Source organism: Streptomyces sp. NPDC020362 (assembly GCF_040642095.1).
In the GTDB taxonomy this organism is placed as follows: domain Bacteria; phylum Actinomycetota; class Actinomycetes; order Streptomycetales; family Streptomycetaceae; genus Streptomyces.
On record NZ_JBFAET010000096.1, the window covers coordinates 1 to 17,313 of the forward strand.

Genomic DNA, 17,313 nt, shown 5'->3' on the forward strand with positions numbered 1-17,313 from the left:
CCGGCCGGCCGGACCCCGCGCCTACCTCGCCTCGGACAGCCCCTGAACCTCGGCAAGTTCTGAACCTTGGCGTGCCCTGAACCTCGGCAAGTTCTGAACCTTGGCGTGCCCTGGACCTTGGCATGCCCTGGACCTTGGCATGCCCTGGACCTCGGCAAGTCCTGAACCCTGGCGCGCCCCGGGCCTTGGCAAGCTCTGAACCTCGGCACGGCGACGGCGGGGCCCGCCGGGCTGATCGGCGTCTGCTCAGTGCCGCTCCCGCAGCGCGCCCACGCTCACCGCTCCGAGGACGGCCAGAACCGCCGACACCACCATTGCGACGTCCGCGCCCCGGGCCAGGCCGCTGCCGGACGACGTGACGAGCGCGATCGTCAGGGCCACGCCCGCGCAGGAGCCGATGTAGCGGAACGTCTGCTGGGCCCCGGAGCCCATCGCCGCCCGCTCGACGGGGACCGACTCCACGGCCACGAGGGGCAGCGCGGCGTTCAGGAGGCCGCTGCCGACACCGCCGAGCACCAGGCCCGGCAGCATCCGCACCCATGAGCCCGAGCCGATCGCGCCCAGCATCGCCAGCGCGCCCACGGCGTGCAGCAGGAAACCCATGGCGAGCTGCAGGCGCGAACCGACCCGGCCCGCCAGCCGCTTGGCCTGCAGCGCCACCATGAAGGACAGGCCGGACCACAGCAGGAACAGCCAGGCCGTGTTCATCGCGGACAGGTGCAGGGTCTGCTGGAGCAGGGCGGGGAGGTAGCTGAACAGGCCGATCACGGTCAGGCCGGTGAAGAGGCCGCCGGCCGCGGAGGCCAGGAAGCGGGGGTGGCGCAGCAGGGAGAGGTCGATCATGGGGGTACGGGTCCGGCGTTCCACGAGTGTGAACAGGGCCATCGCGGCCACCGCCGCGGCCAGCAGCAACGCCACCGGCGTGCGCAGCCAGCCGTCCCGGCCCAGGGTCAGGGCCGCCACCAGGGCCACCAGCGCCGCGCCGAAGGTCAGTGCGCCGAGGATGTCGGGGCGGCCGCCCCGGGGGGCCTTCGACTCCGTCAGGGGCCGCATGCCCAGGGCCGCCACCAGCAGCGCCGCCGCGCCCAGGGCGGCGTACGCCACCCGCCACGAGGGCATCGCCCCGGACACCAGCGGGCCCGCCGCGATGCCGCCGCTCACGAAGGCGCCCCACACGCCGGTCGCGTGCAGCCGGCCGCGCGGGCTCGGGAAGGCCGCCACCAGCAGGCCCAGGCTGCTCGCCAGGATCGCCGCGCTCGCCGCGCCCTGGGCGATACGGGCCAGGGTGAACAGGAGGGTGGAGGTCGTCAGGCCGCCCAGGGCCGTGGTCAGGCCGAGGGCGAGCGTGCCGCCGAGGAAGACGCGGCGGCGTCCGTAGTCGTCGGCCAGACTGCCGGCCACCAGGAGGAGGGCGGCAAGGCCGAGCGGGGTGCCGTTCAGGAGCCAGGCCTGGGCGGAGAGCGGGGTGTGCAGGTCGGCCACGGTCTGCGGGAGCGTGACCATCGTGGCCGTGTACGTCATGAGGGCCACCGCGGTCGCGGCGCTGGTCAGAGCCAGGGTGGCGCGGGGGTGTGAGGGCGCTGGGGGGCTGGTGTCCCGTCGTACGGCCGTGGACCGGCGCACCGTGACGGTTCTTTCATTGAACCTAGGCATGGGTCCTACCGTAACACCATCGGTTCGGTCACTGAACCGACGGACGGAAAAATGGTTACAGTGGTCCGCATGGCACTGGGCAAGGACTACGCGACGCAGGAATGCTCGATCGCCCGCGCGCTGGAGGTCGTCGGCGAGCGGTGGACGCTCCTCGTCGTCCGCGACGCGCTCTACGGCATCCGGCGCTACAACGACTTCCTCGTTCACCTCGGCATCCCGCGCGCCGTCCTGTCGGCCCGGCTCAAGACGCTCACCGAGGTCGGCATCCTCGAAAAGCACCGGTACCAGGAGTCGCCGCCGCGCGACGAGTACGTCGTCACCGAGCGCGGCGTCGCCCTGTGGCCCGCGCTGCGGGCCCTCGCGCTGTGGGGCCGCGAGAACTTCCAGGAGACCCAGCTGCGGGCCTTCCGGCACGCGCAGTGCGGCACCGAACTCGGGCCGTACGGCGAATGTCCCGCCTGTGGAACCAATGTGCCCGTCGCGGACGTTGTACTGGTGCCGGGCCCGGGACTCGATCCCGACCCGGCGGATCCGGTCAGCAGGGCGCTGCTCAAGCCGAAGCGGATGCTGGAGCCCCTGCAGATCGATCCGGTATGAACGGGACCGGTCCCGCACGGGCCCGGTTCGGGGGCAGAAGCTCAGGTCAGGGGAAGGGGGAGGCCATGATTCGCGGTCGTGTCGGCGCAGTGCGCCCCGTCGCCCTCCTGCTGATCCTGGTGAACCTGCTGCTGCTCCAGGCCGCGATTCTCGACACCGGCAGCCTCTCCACCGCCGTCGCGCTCGCCGCGACCGCCGCCGCCGGGTCCGCGCTCGCCGCCTGCTCGCTCCTCACCGCCCGCAGCGCGCCCGCCGTCCCGCCCACCCGGGTCCGTACGGCGATACGCGACCGGGCCCGCCGTACGGCCTTCCTGCCGCAGCGCGATCCCGACGCCCCAGGGCGTCGTCGACCCCGGGCGCCCGGGCGCGCCCTCGCGACGACCTGCGCGTAGGGCACCGGCCACCAGCGAACGGCCACCGGCGAACGGCCATCAGGGACCGGCCACCAGCGATCGGCCATCACCGCTCGGCCACCAGTGATCAGTCACCAGCGATCGGCCATCAGCGATACGTGACCCCCGCGCGGGTCGTCATGCCGCCATGTCATGTCCCGTCACATGCCATGTCCCGCCCACACCGGCACGACGACACACCCCGTCACGGAGGGTCCACCCATGTCCGTTTTCGCCCATCTGGTCGAGCAGTTCGCCGACCTGCTCCAGCCGCTCTTCCACGCCTTCGCGGCCGCCGCCGCGATCGTCCTGTTCACCGCCCTCGTACGGCTGCTCGTGCACCCGCTGTCGCGGGCCGCCGCCAGAGGACAGCGCGCCCGGGCCGCGCTCCAGCCGCGGATCGCCGAGCTGCGCAAGAAGCACGCGAAGGATCCCCAGCGGCTGCAGAAGGCGGTGCTGGAACTGCACGCCGAGGAAAAGGTCTCCCCGCTCTCCGGGATTCTGCCGAGCCTGCTCCAGCTGCCCGCCTTCTTCGTCCTCTACCGCGTCTTCTCCAGCTCCTCGACGGGCGGTGAGAGCAACGGCCTGCTGTCCCACGAGCTGTTCGCCGCGCCGCTCGGCGGACGCTGGAGCGACGCCCTCGCCGACGGCGGGGTCCTCGGCGCGGCCGGGCTCGTCTACCTCGGGCTCTTCGCCCTCGTCGCGGCCGTCGCCCTCTTCAACTACCGGCGCAGCAAGGCGATGATGGCGACGAACCCGGTCGCGGTCACGGCGGGCGAAGGAGAGCAGGTACCGGGGCTCGCCGCGATCAGCAGGCTCATGCCGTTCATGTCCTTCTTCACGCTCGTCACCGTGGCGGTGGTGCCGCTCGCGGCTGCGCTGTACGTCATCACCAGTACGACGTGGAGCGCGGTGGAGCGGGCCGTTCTCCACCGCTGAACCGCACCCGTCAGGCGCTGCTGAACCGCGGCCTCAGGCCGGGGTTACGGTCCAGTACCTGAACAGGGTCTTGCAGAGTGGACGGCTCGGTTGGAGGATCGACCAGTCCTCCGATGGCTGCACCCATCGGTCGGGCGCCCGCGATCGAGGGAGATTGTGACCATGAAGCTGCTGCGAGTCGGTACGGCCGGTGCGGAGCGACCGGCGCTGCTCGACGCCGAGGGGACCCTGCGGGACCTGTCGGGGATCGTGGACGACATCGACGGCGCGCTGCTTGCCGACGACGGCGCGCTCGGCCGGGTACGGGCGGCGGCCGAGGCCGGCGAGCTGCCCGTGCTGGACGCGGCGGGCCTGAGGATCGGGCCTCCGCTCGGCCGGATCGGCAAGGTCGTGTGCATCGGGCTCAACTACCACGACCACGCGCGCGAGACGGGGGCCGAGCCGCCCGCCGAGCCCGTGATCTTCTTCAAGGCCGCGGACACCGTCGTCGGACCGAACGACACCGTGCTCGTGCCGCGCGGGTCCGTCAAGACCGACTGGGAGGTGGAGCTGGCCGTCGTCATCGGCCGTACGGCCCGCTACCTGGAGTCGGCCGAGGAGGGGCTGGCACATGTCGCCGGGTATGCGGTGGCGCACGACGTGTCCGAGCGGGAGTTCCAGATCGAGCGGGGCGGGACCTGGGACAAGGGGAAGAACTGCGAGACCTTCAACCCGCTGGGGCCGTGGCTGGTCACCGCGGACGAGGTGGCCGATCCGCAGCGGCTGCCGCTCAAGCTGTGGGTGAACGGGGAGCTGAAGCAGGACGGCACCACCGCCGAGCAGATCTTCCCCGTCGGCGAAGTCGTGCGGTACGTCAGCCACTTCATGACGCTCTACCCCGGGGACGTCATCAACACCGGGACGCCGGCGGGGGTGGCCATGGGACAGCCCGAGCCGAAGCCGTATCTGAGGGCCGGGGACGTTGTCGAGCTGGAGATCGAGGGGCTCGGGCGGCAGCGGCAGGAGCTGAAGGACGCGTAAGGGGTGGGGAACTGCGGTCGTGCGGCGACTGCGGGTCCACTGCGGCTGGTCGCGCAGTTCCCCGCGCCCCTGTTCGTCGGCTACGCCTCCAGGAGGGCAGCCACCCTGCGCCAGGCCTCGCGCGGCAGGCCCTCCCGGGAGGTGCCGTCGATCACCTGGAGGGCCACGTGGTCGGCGCCCGCCCGGTGGAAGGCCTCGACGCGGGAGCGGATCCTCGTCTCGTCGCCCCAGGCGAAGAAGGTGTCGACCAGGCGGTCGCTGCCGCCCTCCTTGAAGTCGTCCTCGGTGAAGCCGAGGCGGAGCCAGGTGTTGGTGTAGTTGGGGAGGGTGAGGTACAGGGCGAGCACGTCGCGGGCGGCGGCGCGAGCCTTGTCCGGATCACTCTCCAGGACGACCTTGAACTCCGGGGCCAGCAGCGCGGTCTCGCCGAGAATCTCCCGGGCCTCGGCCGTGTGCTCGGGGGTGACCAGATACGGGATCGCGCCGGCCGCGCGGGTGCCGGCGAGATCGAGGGTCTTCGGGCCGAGGGCGGCCAGCACCCGGCGGCTCGCCGGCACCCCGGCCTCGTCCAGGGCGTCGAGGTAGGAGACCAGGGCCGAGTACGGGCGGCGGTACTGGTCGTGCAGCTTGGCGTGGCTGATCCCGAGGCCCAGGACGAAGCGGCCGGGGTGCGCCGACTCGACCTCGGCGAAGGCGGCGGCGCTCTCGGCGGCCTCGTACTGCCAGATGCTCTGGATGCTGGTGCCGACGGTGAGCGTCGACGTCGACTCCAGGAGGGGGAGGGCGTGCCGGACGGCGCTGCTGCCGCCCAGCCAGGCGGCGCCGTACCCGAGTTGTTCCAGCTCGGCCGCCGCGTCGCCGATCTCGGCACGGAGGGAGGGGTCCTCGTCGCGCAGGCCGTGGCTCCAGATGCCGTACCGGCCGATGGACTCCTTGAGACGGTTCTGGGTGTCGCTCATGGGGCTGGATTCCCTCCGGTCGGGTGGTGCCGTGACTGATGTGACGTCAGTGACAACCGGAGGGCGTCCCCGGGTAATCCCCGATCAGCTCTCCAGGAACTGCTCCAGCGCCTCCACCACGAAGCGGTGGTCCTGCAGCTGGGGGAGGCCGGAGACGGTCACCGCGCCGATGATGCCGACGTTCTCGACGTTGACCGGGAACGAGCCGCCGTGCGCCGCGTAGGTGTCCGGGTCGAGGCGGGAGGACTCCTCGAACGTCGTGCCCTTGGCCCGGAAGCGGGCGCCGACCAGGTAGGAGGAGGCGCCGTAGCGCTCCACCACCCGGCGCTTGCGGGCGATCCAGGCGTCGTTGTCGGGTGTGGAGCCCGGCAGGGCCGCGTGGAACAGCTGCTGGCCCGCGCGGTGGATGTCGACGGCGAGCGGGGCCTGGCGCTCCCTGGCCAGCTCGACCAGGAGGGAGCCGAGGGCCCAGGCGTCGTCGTACGTGAACTGCCGGAAGACCAGGCGGCGTTCCTGCGCCTCCAGCTCCGCCACGGTCGGGGTGATCTCGGGGGCGAACTTCGGGGTGATCTGCGGGTGGTGCATCAGAGGGTCACCGTCACCTTGTCGCGGGCGGACCGGCGGGCCGCCTCCAGTACGTCGAGGGTCGCGGCCGCCTCCAGCGCGGTCACCGGGTTGGGGCCGGCGCCGGTCAGGGCCGCCGCCACGGCCGTGTAGTAGGCCGGGTAGTCGCCCGGCACGGTGGGCACGGCGCGGCCGCCACCGGTCAGCGGCGATTCGCCGGCCCCCAGACGGCCCCACAGGGCCTCGGGCTCGGCGCCCCACCGGGGGCCCGGGCGCAGGCCCTCCCTCAGGGCCGCCTCCTGCGGGTCCAGGCCGTACTTCACATAGCCCGCCTGCGAGCCCAGGACCCTCAAGCGCGGGCCGAGCTGGGGCGTGGTGGCGGAGACGTAGAGGTGGGAGCGGACGCCGGTCGCGTGGGTGAGCGCGATGAAGGTGTCGTCGTCGGTCTCGGCACCGGGGCGGCGGACGTCCGTCTCGGCGTACACCTCGGTCGCCGGGCCGAAGAGGACCAGGGCCTGGTCGACGACATGGCTGCCCAGGTCGTAGAGCAGACCTCCGATCTCTGCCGGGTCGCCGGACTCGCGCCAGCCGCCCTTCGGCTGCGGCCGCCAGCGCTCGAAGCGGGACTCGAAGCGCCATACGTCGCCGAGCTCGCCCTTTGCCAGCAGTTCGCTGAGGGTCAGGAAGTCGTTGTCCCAGCGGCGGTTCTGGAAGACCGAGAGGAGCAGGCCGCGTTCCTCGGCGAGGTCGGCCAGCTCCCGCGCCTCGGCGGCGGTGCCGGCGACCGGCTTGTCGACCACGACCGGCAGGCCCGCCTCCAGGGCGGTGGTGGCGAGCGGGACGTGCGTCCTGTTCGGGGACGCGATGACGATCAGGTCCAGCTCGTCGGCGCGGGCGAGCAGTTCCTCGGGATCGGCGGCCACGCGGACGTACGGGAACTCCGCCCGGGCCTGCTCCTGCCGCTCGGAGTGCGAGGTGACCACCGTGTCCAGGGCGAGGCCCTCGGTCGCGGCGATCAGCGGGGCGTGGAAGACGGAGCCCGCGAGACCGTAACCGATCAGGCCGACGCGGAGGGGGGTACCAGTCATGCGTCCCACTTTCGCAACGCTGTTGCCAAAGTGCAAGCCGTGAGGAGAATGGATGGCGTGAACAGGACGAGGACCGGCGGGCCGGTGGGAGCCAATCTCTTCGCGGTGCGCAGCCACAACACCGCACTGGTGCTGGACCTGCTGCGGGCGGCCGGGGGCGAGGGCATCAGCCGCCTCGAGCTGGCCGAGCGGACCGGGCTGACCCCGCAGGCCGTCAGCAAGATCACCGCACGGCTGCGGGAGGCGGGGCTCGCGGCGGAGGCCGGGCGCCGGGCGTCCACCGGGGGCAAGCCGCGCACCGTGCTGCGGCTGGTGCCGGAGGCCGGGCACGCGGTCGGGGTGCAGCTGGACCGGGACGAGCTGCGAGCGGTGCTGGTGGATCTCGACGGGGCCGTGGTGGGGGAGCGGCGCCGGGCACTGGACCTCGGGGCCGGGGCGGAGGCGGTGCTGGGCGTGGTCGCCGGAGCCGTGGAGGGGCTGGTGGGAGAGGCGCTGGACGTCGCCGGCCGGGGGCTCGGCGAGGTCGCCTCCCTGCTCGGTGCCGGTGTGGCTCTGCCCGGTCCGCTCGATCATGCGGGCGGGGTGCTGCACCGGGTGACCGGGTTCCCGGAGTGGGAGGGGTTTCCGTTGCGGGACGCGCTCGCGGAGCGGCTGGGGGTGCCGGTCGTGGTCGACAAGGACACCAACGCCGCCGCGCTCGGCCTGGCGGTCGGCGGCGAGGGCGGGTCCTTCGCGTATCTGCATCTAGGTACGGGGCTGGGGGCCGGGCTGGTGATCGGCGGCAGCGTGCATCGGGGTGTACGGACCGGGGCCGGGGAGTTCGGCCACCAGGTCCTCCAGCTGGACGGGCCGGTGTGCGAGTGCGGGGACCGGGGGTGCGTGGAGGCGCTGTGCCTGGCCGCCGTGGAACGGGGAGAGACGGCGGAGGCGGCGCGGGTGCTCGGGGTGGGGGCCGGGAACCTGGTGGCACTGCTGGACATCGATCTGGTGCTGCTCGGCGGGCGGACGGTCGCTGCGGCGCCCGAGGCGTTCGTCGACGGCGTCGCGAAGGTGCTCGACGCCCGGGCCCGGCGCGAGGGGCCCCTCGGGGCGCGGGTGCCGGTCCGGCTCGCTCCCGGCGGGGAACGGGCGGTGGCGGAAGGCGCCGCACAACTCCTCCTGGCTCCCCTGTTCGGCCGGGCGGACGGCTGAGGACGCCTGCCGGGAAGTGCCGACGTCCGGCTGGGGACGCCTGTCGGGAAGTACCCCGGACGGCTGAGGACGCCTGCCGGGAAGCGGTGGGCGGGACAGGTGAGAACGCCTGCCGGGAAGTGGCGGGCGGGGCGGGTGGGAACGTCTGCCGGGAAGGGCCGTTGCGGCACGCGCGGCTCCGACGCGGCCGCGAACAGTGTGGCTACGGACGGGGCGACCGTGGACAGGGTGGCTACGGATGGGGCAGCCAGGGGTGGGACGTCCAGGGCGGGGCGGCCAAGGTCGGGGCGTCCAAGGGCGCGACGGGCGCGGTCGGCCGGGGATGTCCGCGGGATTCATGTGGTCCAGGTCGGCCGGGTGACCCGTCTCACCTCTGTAGTTTATTGTTCAACCATCTCGGGAGTCGTAGCTTGAACAGCGCCACAGCAATGGCAAGCGCCACCGTTCGCGGCACATGGGGCGGTGGACCGTGCAAGGAGGAAACACGATGCAGAAGCTCATGCGGCGCCTTGTGGTCGCGGGCATGTCCGCCGCGCTCGCCGGAGGGGCTCTCCTCGTCGGGGGCGGCTCTGCGGGAGCAGCCACCCTTCAGGCGGACGGGCATGTTTCTGCCCGGGTCGCCGTAGCCGGGAACCACTCCGACCCCTGGGTCGCGGGTCAGTTGGCGATGGCTGACCCCTGGGTTGCAGGCCAGTTGGCGGTGGCCGACGCTTGGATCTCAGGTCGGCCGGCGACGGCCGACCCCTGGATCTCCGGTCAGTTCGCGATGTTCGCACCCTCCGGCGACGCCGTTCACCACTAGAGGGCTGTGCGGCCCCGTGCTGCTCGGCTGATCGAGCGGACTTGCCCCTCGACCCCGGGGTGGCAGCCCGATCCGTCCGTCTCCGCCCGGCATGGTCATGTGTTCATGCGACTGTGCACGTCCCTGTCCCTCTGTCTGGCCGCAGCCGCCGTTCTCGTACCCGTGTCGTCGAACGCCGCCCACGCGGACACGGCCGGTTCCTCCTGCGCGGTGTCCGGCGGCCGTGCCTTCCCGCTGGCCACCCGCATCCGTGGCGGACCCACCTCCTACGAGGCGGGCGGAGGCTACGGAGCCTGGTACATCGACCTCACCAACACCACCAAGCGGACCTGCGCCGGTATCCATCCGGTCGTCGTCCTCGTCGACAGCAAGCGCACCCTGAAGCCGTCCCAGGCGGAGCTGGACTTCTACGTCGGCTCCACCACCCACCCCGTCACCCTCGAGACCACCGACGAGCAGGAGCTGGTCGGCGTGCTGGACACCCAGGGGTTCGGCGGGTTCACCGTGGCGCCGGGAAAGACCGTGTCCGTCAAGGTCAGACTCGCGGTCGCGCCGGACGCCGCAACCGAACAGGTCACCGCCAACGCGGCCGTCGTCCAGCGCCGGGGCGAGGACGGGGACTGGGTCGGGCAGTCCAACGACTACCGCTTCGGGATCGGGCAGGACGTGGACACCGGGACGACGCCGGATCCGGACGCGACGGCGGATCCGGAGGGGACGGCGCTTCCGGACGGGACCGCGGATCCGGAGGGAACGGTGGATCCGGAGGCGACCCAGGTCACCCAGGCGACCCCGGCCGATACCTCGCAGCCCTCCCCCGACAGCTCCGCGTCGGACGGCGCCTCCTTCCCGTTCGCCCAGGAGGCCGAGGGGGTCGAGGAGGCCGAGGGGGCCGAAGGGGCCGAAGGGGCGGGGGAGCGGGCCCGGGAGCTGGCCCGCACCGGCCTCGGACTCGCGCAAGGGCTGCTCGCGGCCGTCACCGCACTTGTCACCGTCGGCGGGGGCGCCCTCGTGCTGAGCCGCCGACGCCGCTGAGCCGCCGGCACCGGTGACCCGCCAGTACCGGTGACCCGTCGACGCCACGGACCCGTCGACACCGCTGATCCGCCGGCGCTGCGGATCCGTCGACACCGCTCGTCCGCCGGCGCTGCGGATCCGTCGGCGGCGCTGAGCCGTCGGTGCCGCTGAGCCGCCGTCGCCGGTGGCCTGTCGACGCCGTTGAGCCGTCGGCGTGGCCGAGTCGCCGACCGGCCTGCGACGGACCCGCCCCCGTCTGCGACGATCACTGCGTGGACTACCCGAACGACCAGGCCCCCGGCGCCCCCGTCCGCTCCGGCATCCCCGAGCACGGGCGCATCCCGAAGTACTACGCGGTGAAGGCACGCATCGCCGGACTGCTGGAGGAGCTGGGGGAGGGCAGCGTCATCCCCACCGAGCGCGATCTCGCCGAGCGGTACGACGTCGCCCGCGAAACCGTACGGCAGGCCGTACGGGAGCTGGTGCTGGAGGGGCGCCTGAGGCGGCGCGGGCGGGGGACCGTCGTGGCCGGGCCCAAGCTGGCCCAGCCGCTGTCCCTCGCCAGCTACACCGAGGGAGTGCGCAGGCAGGGCCGTACCCCGGGCCGTACCCTCGTCACCCTCGACCGCTTCCCCTGCCCCGAGCCCCTCGCCGCCGAGGCCGGCCTCACCCGGGGCGAACCCGTCTGGCACCTGGAGCGGGTGCTGCTCGCCGACGACGAGCGGGTCGGTCTGGAGAGCACCTACGTCGCGGTCGAGCGGGTGCCGCGCCTCGACGCCGACTTCGATCCCGACTCCTCCTTCTACGCCTACCTGAAGGCCCAGGGCATCGACTTCGGCGACGCCGACGAGCGGCTCGAGACCGTGCTGGCCACGCCCCGCGAGGCCTTGCTCATCGGCACCCCGCCGGCCCTGCCGATGCTGCTGATCCACCGCGTGTCCCGGGACACGGAGGGGCGGCCGCTGGAGCGTGTGCGCACCCTGTACCGCGGTGACCGGTTCTCCTTCACGGCGCACCTCAAGGGCTGATCACCGCCCACCTCGGGAGCCGACCGCCGCCCGCATCGAGGGCTGATCACCTCCTGCCCCCGACGGCTGATCACCGCCCACCCCTCAAGGGCTGATCACCGCCCACCTCCGGGGGGATAGCAGCCTGAATCCACCCATTGGCACCCTTCGAAAAGTCACGAGAAGATAACGGGTCTAGCCCAAACGTGATGGGTCGTTCACGCTCTCGTTGTCAGCCGGACCCTTCCGGTTCCCCGGTCCCGAGGAGCGTTGCCGTCGTGAGAGTGACAGTCGTCGGAGCAGGCGTGGTGGGCACCATGCACGCCTGGCAAGCCGTGAAGCGCGGCCACCAGGTCGTCCAGATCGAGCGTGAGGCGGAGGCGCGCGGCGCCTCGCTGCGCAACTTCGGACAGATCTGGGTCAGCGGCCGTGCCGGTGGAGAAGAGCTGGAGACCGCGCTGCGGGCGCGGGAGCTGTGGGAGGCGATCGGCGGACAGGTGCCCGGACTCGGCTTCCGGGCCAACGGGTCGCTGACCCCGGTGCGCGGGGACCTCGAACTCGCCGTCGCCGAGGCCGCCGTGGCCCGCCCCGACGCCTCCGCCCGCGGCTACAAGCTCCTGACCCCCGGCGAGGCCCGGGCTCTCAACCCCGCCCTGCGCGGCGAGTTCACCGCGGCCCTGTACTGCGAGCGGGACGCCGCCGTCGAGCCGCGCACCGCCCAGCTCGCCCTGCGCGAAGAACTGCTGAGGTCCCCGGACTACACCTTCCTGCCGGGCCGCGAGGTCCGCGAGGTGACCGGTGCCGGAGCCGTCCGCGACGACCACGGCGATGTGCACCACGCGGACGCCGTCGTGCTGTGCACCGGCGCCTGGCTCGGCGGACTCGTCCGCGAGCTGGCCGGGCCCGGTCTGCCCGTGCGCCGCGTCCGCCTCCAGATGATGCAGACCGACCCGCTGGGCGAGAAGCTCACCACCTCGGTCGCGGACGCCGACAGCTTCCGCTACTACCCGGCCTACGCCTCCCCGGCGCTGGACGCGCTCAATGCCGGCCGGCCGCAGCCGGTGACCGCCGCCGAGCACAGGATGCAGCTGCTCATGGTGCAGCGCGCCGACGGCGGCCTGACCATCGGCGACACCCACGAGTACGAACACCCCTTCGCCTTCGACACCCTCGAGGATCCCTACGACCACCTCACCGAGGTCGTCGAGTCCCTCCTCGGCCGGCCGCTGCCGAAGATCCGGCGCCGCTGGGCCGGCGTGTACGCGCAGTGCACCGACACGAGCCGGGTCGTGCACCGGCAGCAGGTGAGCGACGGAGTGTGGCTGGTCACCGGGCCCGGCGGGCGCGGCATGACCTGCTCGCCCGCGATAGCCGAAACGACCGCCAACGAACTGGGCTGGTGAGAGAGTTGACCACCGACATCCGCGACATCCGTCTCGTCGTCCTCGACATGGCCGGCACCACCGTCGCCGACGGCGGCCTCGTCGAGCGCGCCTTCGAGGCGGCCGCCGCCGAGCTGGGCGTCGAGCCCGGCTCCGCCGACCACGCCGAGAAGCTGGACTACGTCCGCGCCACCATGGGCGAGTCCAAGATCTCCGTCTTCCGGCACCTGTTCGGGGCCGAGGACCTCGCCCGGCGCGCCAACACCGCCTTCGAGAAGGCGTACGGCGACCTCGTCGACGCAGGGCTCGTCGCCCCGGTCCCCGGCGCCCGCGAAGCCATCGAGGACATCGCCGCCGGAGGCCGCACCGTCGTCCTGACCACCGGCTTCGCCCGCGTCACGCAGGACGCCGTCCTCGCCGCCCTCGGCTGGCAGGACCTCGTACCGCTCACCCTGTGCCCGGCCGACGCCGGCGGGCGCGGGCGGCCCTTCCCGGACATGGTCCTGGAGGCCTTCGTGCGGACCAAGGCCGCCGAGGACGTCCGGCAGGTCGCCGTCGTCGGCGACACCTCCTACGACGTGCTCAGCGGCGTACGCGCCCAAGCGGGCCTGGTCGTCGGCGTCCGCACGGGCGCCCACGGCGACGACGCGTTCCGCGAGGCCGGCGCCACCCACGTCCTCGACTCCGTCGCCGACCTGCCCGCGCTGCTCACGGGAGCCCGGTGAGATGGGCATCCGCTTCGACTCCGTCACGGTCGCCTACGACGGCAACGTCGTACTCGACTCCCTCGACCTGACCGTCGGGCCCGGCGAGGTCATGGCACTCCTCGGGCCGTCCGGATCCGGCAAGACCACCGCGCTGCGGGCGGTCGCCGGGTTCGTACGGCCCGCCTCCGGGCGCGTGTTCCTCGGCGACCGGGACGTGACGGACCTGCCGCCCCACCGGCGCGGCATCGGCATGGTCGTCCAGCAGTACGCCCTCTTCCCGCACATGCGGGTGGACGACAACGTGGCCTTCGGGCTGAAGGCCCGCAAGGCCCCCAGGGGCGAGATACGAGGGCGGGTCGCCGAGGCGCTGGAGATGACCGGCATGGCCTCCTACGCCCGCCGCCACCCGCGGGAGCTGTCCGGCGGACAGCAGCAGCGCGTCGCCATCGCCCGCGCCCTCGCCGTCCGGCCCGACGTGCTGCTCCTGGACGAGCCGCTGTCCGCGCTCGACGCCCGGCTGCGCTCCGGAATGCTGGCCGAACTCGCCCGGCTGCACCGTGAGTTGCCCGACGTGTCGATGCTGTACGTCACCCACGACCAGGTCGAGGCCCTCACCCTGGCCGACCGGATCGCGGTGATGGACGCGGCGCGGCTGCAGTCCTGCGGGACGCCGAGGGAGCTGTACCGGGCCCCGGCCGACGAGTTCACCGCGTCCTTCGTCGGGAACGCCAACCTGCTGCCGGTGACCGTCGGCCACGGGAACGTCGGCTTCGCAGGGGCCGACCTGAAGGTCGACACGGCGGGCGCGGTCACGGGCGCGCGGGCCACCTTGTGTGTACGGCCGCACCTGGTGGGCCTCGGCGACGGACCCAACCGGATCACCGGCACCGTCAGGGAGATCCAGTGGCGGGGCGCCACCCACCGGCTCTACGTCGAGGTGGACGGGCACCAGGTGATGGCGGACCTGCGCGAGTTGAGGGACCCGCCGGTGCATGGAGACACGGTCGCCCTGCACTTCGCTCCCGACGACGCGACGCTGCTGCCCGCAGGGGTGAGCCATGGCTGAGGCCGTCACACACGCGCGGGCCGTTCGTGGCCGGCCGCGCCCACGCGGCGGTGGCCGCACACCGAAGACAGCCCCGCGCCCCTGGTTGGCTGCCCTGCCGCCGGTTGCCTTGCTCGCCGTCTTCTTCCTCTACCCCCTCGCCCTCGTCGTCCAGCAGTCCTTCCGGCCCGACAGCGGTGGCACCTCCGTGCAGCCGTACGCGGACGTCTTCGCCTCGGAGGCGTTCCGGCACGCGCTGTGGACCACCGTGTGGCTGGCCCTGGCCGCCACCGCCGGATGCCTGGTCCTCGGCTTCCTGCTGGCGCTGGTCATCGCGTTCGTGCCGTTCCCCGGGGCGAAGGTGGTCGCCAGGTTCGTGGACGTCTTCCTGTCCTTCCCGTCCTTCCTCATCACGCTGGCGCTGCTGTTCGTCTACGGCAGCGTCGGCATGGCCAACGGTCTGTGGACCGACGTCAGCGGGGCGGCGGAGGGACCCTTCCAGTTCCTGACCACACCCTGGGGGGTGCTGCTGGCGGAGGTCACCTACTTCACGCCGTTCGTGATGCGGCCGCTGCTCGCCGCCTTCTCCCAGCTCGACACCGCCCAGCTGGAGGCGGCCAGTTCGCTCGGCGCCCGCGCGCCGCGCATCGTGCGGCAGGTGATCCTGCCGGAGGCGCTGCCCGCGCTCGCCGCCGGCGGAAGCCTCGTCCTGGTGCTGTGCCTGAACGAGTTCGGGATCGTGCTGTTCACCGGTGCGAAAGGGGTCACGACCCTGCCGATGCTCGTCTACAGCAAGGCGATCCTGGAGTCCGACTACCCGGGCGCGTGCGTGGTCGCCGTCGTCAACGTCCTGATCTCCGTTGGGCTGTACGGCCTCTACCGGGTGGTGAGCCGTCGTGCTGGTGCATAGCCGCAAGGCCAAGTGGGTCGTGTGGGCGGTGTTCCTCCTCCTCTTCCTGCCCCTGTTCGCCCTCCCTCTCCTCGTCGTCCTCGGCGCCTCCTTCGCCACCCACTGGTCCAGCGTCCTGCCCTCGGGCCCGACGACGGCCAACTACCGGTCCGCCACCCGCGGCGAGGCCCTGCAGGCCCTGACCACCAGCCTGGTCACGGCCGCCACCGCGAGCCTGCTCGCCCTGGCCACCGGCACCTGGGCCGCGCTGGCCGGGGCAGCCCTGAAGAAGCGTCACCGCCGGATCCTCGACGCGCTGTTCGTCCTGCCGGTCGCCGTGCCGTCGGTCGTGGTCGGGCTGTCGGTCCTGGTGGCCTTCTCCCAGCCGCCGATGCTGCTCAACGGCACCCGGTGGATCGTGATCGTCGCCCACACCGTCCTGGTCACCGCCTTCGCCCACCAGTCCGTGTCGGCGGCGATCACCCGCCTCGACCCGGCGTACGAGCAGGCCGCCGCCTCCCTCGGCGCCCGGCCCGCCTACGTCCTGTGGCGGGTGCGGCTGCCGCTCCTGCTGCCCTCGCTCACCGCCGCCGCCGGCCTCTGCTTCGCCCTGTCCATGGGCGAGCTGAGCGCCACGATGATGCTCTATCCGCCCGACTGGACCCCGCTTCCCGTCCTGATCTACGCGGCCACCGACCGCGGCGCCCTGTTCGCGGGGTCCGCCGTCGCGGTGGTCCTCATGGCCGCGACCCTGCTCGTCCTGTTCGCCGTCTCCCGGGTCCGCACCAGAGCCTCCTACCGCTGACCCCGCAGCGCCACCTCCCGCACCAGCCCTTCGCCGCCGCAAGGAGTTCATCCCGCCATGCCCAGAAACACCCTCGGACTCGCTGTCGCCGTCACTCTCCTCGCCACCCCGCTGCTGTCGGCCTGCGGCAGCTCCTCCGCCGCCTCCGACGAGAAGGCCGTCACCGTCTACAGCGCCGACGGGCTCAAGGGCGAGAACGGCGACGGCTGGTACGACAAGGTCTTCGCCGACTTCACGAAGCAGACCGGGATCAAGGTCAAGTACGTCGAGGGCGGCTCCGGCGAGATGGTGCAGCGCGCCGTCCGCGAGAAGAGCAACCCGCAGGCCGACGTGCTCGTCACCCTGCCGCCGTTCATCCAGCAGGCCGACAGCAAGGGCCTGCTGCAGAAGTACGAGCCGAAGGACTCCATCCAGGTCAGCGGCGCCGACAAGGCCACCGACGGCACCTGGACCTCCGTCGTCAACAACTACTTCGGCTTCGTCTACAACAAGAAGGAGCTGAAGAAGGCCCCCACCACCTGGGACGAGCTGCTCGACGGCACGTACAAGAACAAGCTCCAGTACTCCACCCCCGGCGTCGCCGGTGACGGAACCGCCGTACTGATCAAGGCGATCCACGACTTCGGCGGCAAGGACCAGGCCCTCGCCTACCTGAAGAAGCTCCAGGCCAACAACGTCGGCCCGTCCGCCTCCACCGGCAAGCTCGCCCCCAAGGTCGACAAGGGCGAACTGCTCGTCGCCAACGGCGACGTGCAGATGAACTACGCCCAGGCCAAGACCATGCCGGGCCTCGGTATCTGGTTCCCGGCGAAGCAGGGCGGCAGGCCCACCACGTTCGCCCTGCCCTACGCCGCCGGCCTGGTCACCAAGGCCCCGCACAGCGAGAACGGCAAGAAGCTCCTCGACTTCATGCTCGCGCAGAAGCAGCAGCAGGAGGTCAGCGAGATCGGCGGCGGCTTCAGCGCCCGTTCGGACGTCAAGGCCGCCGACGCCGACGCCGTCGCACTCGCCAAGCTGATGAACGGCGTCGACATCTTCTCGCCGGACTGGAACGACATCGACAAGAACCTCACGTCGTACGTCGAGGCCTGGAAGTCCGCCACGGGTAGCTGAGCCCTCCGGGGGTTCGGCCGTTGGCCGCTGCCGTCCCGCCGTACGTATTCGTCCCGCCGTCGCGGCTGGTCGCGCCCACGCGGCGGTGGCCGCACACCGAAGACAGCCCCGCGCCCCTGGGGGAGTTCGCCCGTCGGCTGCTG

General features: G+C 72.4%; 18 protein-coding genes. 14 read left to right on the forward strand and 4 right to left on the reverse strand.

Annotated elements, in window-relative coordinates; all coding sequences use genetic code 11:
• Positions 1-246: 246 nt before the first annotated feature.
• Positions 247-1,653: an MFS transporter gene (locus AB0H32_RS28380; protein ID WP_361125816.1), complete on the reverse strand. Its 1,407-nt coding sequence runs from the start codon at positions 1,651-1,653 to the stop codon at positions 247-249.
• A gap of 69 nt (positions 1,654-1,722) precedes the next feature.
• On the opposite strand from AB0H32_RS28380, the gene AB0H32_RS28385 reads away from it, so the two are divergent.
• From AB0H32_RS28385 to AB0H32_RS28400, 4 genes are all read left to right on the forward strand, one after another.
• Entirely contained in the window at positions 1,723-2,250 is a 528-nt protein-coding gene (locus AB0H32_RS28385) for a helix-turn-helix domain-containing protein (RefSeq protein WP_361125819.1), read from the forward strand.
• Positions 2,251-2,315: 65 nt separating this feature from the next.
• Entirely contained in the window at positions 2,316-2,642 is a 327-nt protein-coding gene (locus AB0H32_RS28390) for a DUF6412 domain-containing protein (protein ID WP_361125822.1), read from the forward strand.
• Positions 2,643-2,864: 222 nt separating this feature from the next.
• Positions 2,865-3,581, forward strand: a complete 717-nt coding sequence (locus AB0H32_RS28395; RefSeq protein WP_361125825.1) for a YidC/Oxa1 family membrane protein insertase — start codon at positions 2,865-2,867, stop codon at positions 3,579-3,581.
• A gap of 162 nt (positions 3,582-3,743) precedes the next feature.
• Positions 3,744-4,601: a fumarylacetoacetate hydrolase family protein gene (locus AB0H32_RS28400; protein WP_361125828.1), complete on the forward strand. Its 858-nt coding sequence runs from the start codon at positions 3,744-3,746 to the stop codon at positions 4,599-4,601.
• A gap of 80 nt (positions 4,602-4,681) precedes the next feature.
• On the opposite strand, the gene AB0H32_RS28405 is transcribed toward AB0H32_RS28400, so the two are convergent.
• The 3 genes from AB0H32_RS28405 to AB0H32_RS28415 form a co-directional block, all read right to left on the reverse strand.
• Complete coding sequence (locus AB0H32_RS28405; protein ID WP_361125831.1) at positions 4,682-5,560, reverse strand: LLM class F420-dependent oxidoreductase; 879 nt, start codon at positions 5,558-5,560, stop codon at positions 4,682-4,684.
• Positions 5,561-5,644: 84 nt separating this feature from the next.
• Complete coding sequence (locus tag AB0H32_RS28410) at positions 5,645-6,145, reverse strand: heme-degrading domain-containing protein (protein ID WP_361125834.1); 501 nt, start codon at positions 6,143-6,145, stop codon at positions 5,645-5,647.
• On the reverse strand, positions 6,145-7,212 hold the full coding sequence (locus AB0H32_RS28415) for a Gfo/Idh/MocA family oxidoreductase (RefSeq protein ID WP_361125837.1): 1,068 nt from the start codon (positions 7,210-7,212) through the stop codon (positions 6,145-6,147). The genes AB0H32_RS28410 and AB0H32_RS28415 overlap by 1 nt, the downstream gene beginning before the upstream one ends.
• Before the next feature lie 48 nt (positions 7,213-7,260).
• On the opposite strand from AB0H32_RS28415, the gene AB0H32_RS28420 reads away from it, so the two are divergent.
• The 10 genes from AB0H32_RS28420 to AB0H32_RS28465 all read left to right on the forward strand — a co-directional run bounded on the left by AB0H32_RS28420 (position 7,261) and on the right by AB0H32_RS28465 (position 17,170).
• The gene (locus AB0H32_RS28420; protein WP_361125913.1) at positions 7,261-8,403 is read left to right on the forward strand and encodes an ROK family transcriptional regulator; all 1,143 of its coding nucleotides are present in this window, start codon (positions 7,261-7,263) and stop codon (positions 8,401-8,403) included.
• A gap of 487 nt (positions 8,404-8,890) precedes the next feature.
• The gene (locus AB0H32_RS28425; protein WP_361125840.1) at positions 8,891-9,205 is read left to right on the forward strand and encodes a hypothetical protein; all 315 of its coding nucleotides are present in this window, start codon (positions 8,891-8,893) and stop codon (positions 9,203-9,205) included.
• A gap of 105 nt (positions 9,206-9,310) precedes the next feature.
• Positions 9,311-10,240 carry a hypothetical protein gene (locus AB0H32_RS28430; RefSeq protein ID WP_361125843.1) on the forward strand — a complete coding sequence of 310 codons (930 nt, stop codon included), beginning with the start codon at positions 9,311-9,313 and terminating at the stop codon, positions 10,238-10,240.
• A gap of 254 nt (positions 10,241-10,494) precedes the next feature.
• The gene (locus tag AB0H32_RS28435; RefSeq protein ID WP_361125846.1) at positions 10,495-11,250 is read left to right on the forward strand and encodes a GntR family transcriptional regulator; all 756 of its coding nucleotides are present in this window, start codon (positions 10,495-10,497) and stop codon (positions 11,248-11,250) included.
• Between the two features lie 257 nt (positions 11,251-11,507).
• Positions 11,508-12,632, forward strand: coding sequence for a TIGR03364 family FAD-dependent oxidoreductase (locus AB0H32_RS28440; RefSeq protein WP_361125849.1), 1,125 nt, complete (start codon positions 11,508-11,510; stop codon positions 12,630-12,632).
• The gene (locus AB0H32_RS28445; RefSeq protein WP_361125852.1) at positions 12,629-13,336 is read left to right on the forward strand and encodes an HAD family hydrolase; all 708 of its coding nucleotides are present in this window, start codon (positions 12,629-12,631) and stop codon (positions 13,334-13,336) included. The genes AB0H32_RS28440 and AB0H32_RS28445 overlap by 4 nt, the downstream gene beginning before the upstream one ends.
• 1 nt (position 13,337) lies before the next feature.
• Positions 13,338-14,384: an ABC transporter ATP-binding protein gene (locus tag AB0H32_RS28450; protein WP_361125855.1), complete on the forward strand. Its 1,047-nt coding sequence runs from the start codon at positions 13,338-13,340 to the stop codon at positions 14,382-14,384.
• On the forward strand, positions 14,377-15,273 hold the full coding sequence (locus AB0H32_RS28455) for a 2-aminoethylphosphonate ABC transporter permease subunit (protein ID WP_361125858.1): 897 nt from the start codon (positions 14,377-14,379) through the stop codon (positions 15,271-15,273). The genes AB0H32_RS28450 and AB0H32_RS28455 overlap by 8 nt, the downstream gene beginning before the upstream one ends.
• The gene (locus AB0H32_RS28460) at positions 15,260-16,057 is read left to right on the forward strand and encodes an ABC transporter permease subunit (RefSeq protein WP_361125861.1); all 798 of its coding nucleotides are present in this window, start codon (positions 15,260-15,262) and stop codon (positions 16,055-16,057) included. The genes AB0H32_RS28455 and AB0H32_RS28460 overlap by 14 nt, the downstream gene beginning before the upstream one ends.
• Before the next feature lie 57 nt (positions 16,058-16,114).
• Positions 16,115-17,170 carry a 2-aminoethylphosphonate ABC transporter substrate-binding protein gene (locus AB0H32_RS28465; protein ID WP_361125864.1) on the forward strand — a complete coding sequence of 352 codons (1,056 nt, stop codon included), beginning with the start codon at positions 16,115-16,117 and terminating at the stop codon, positions 17,168-17,170.
• Positions 17,171-17,313: the final 143 nt, after the last annotated feature.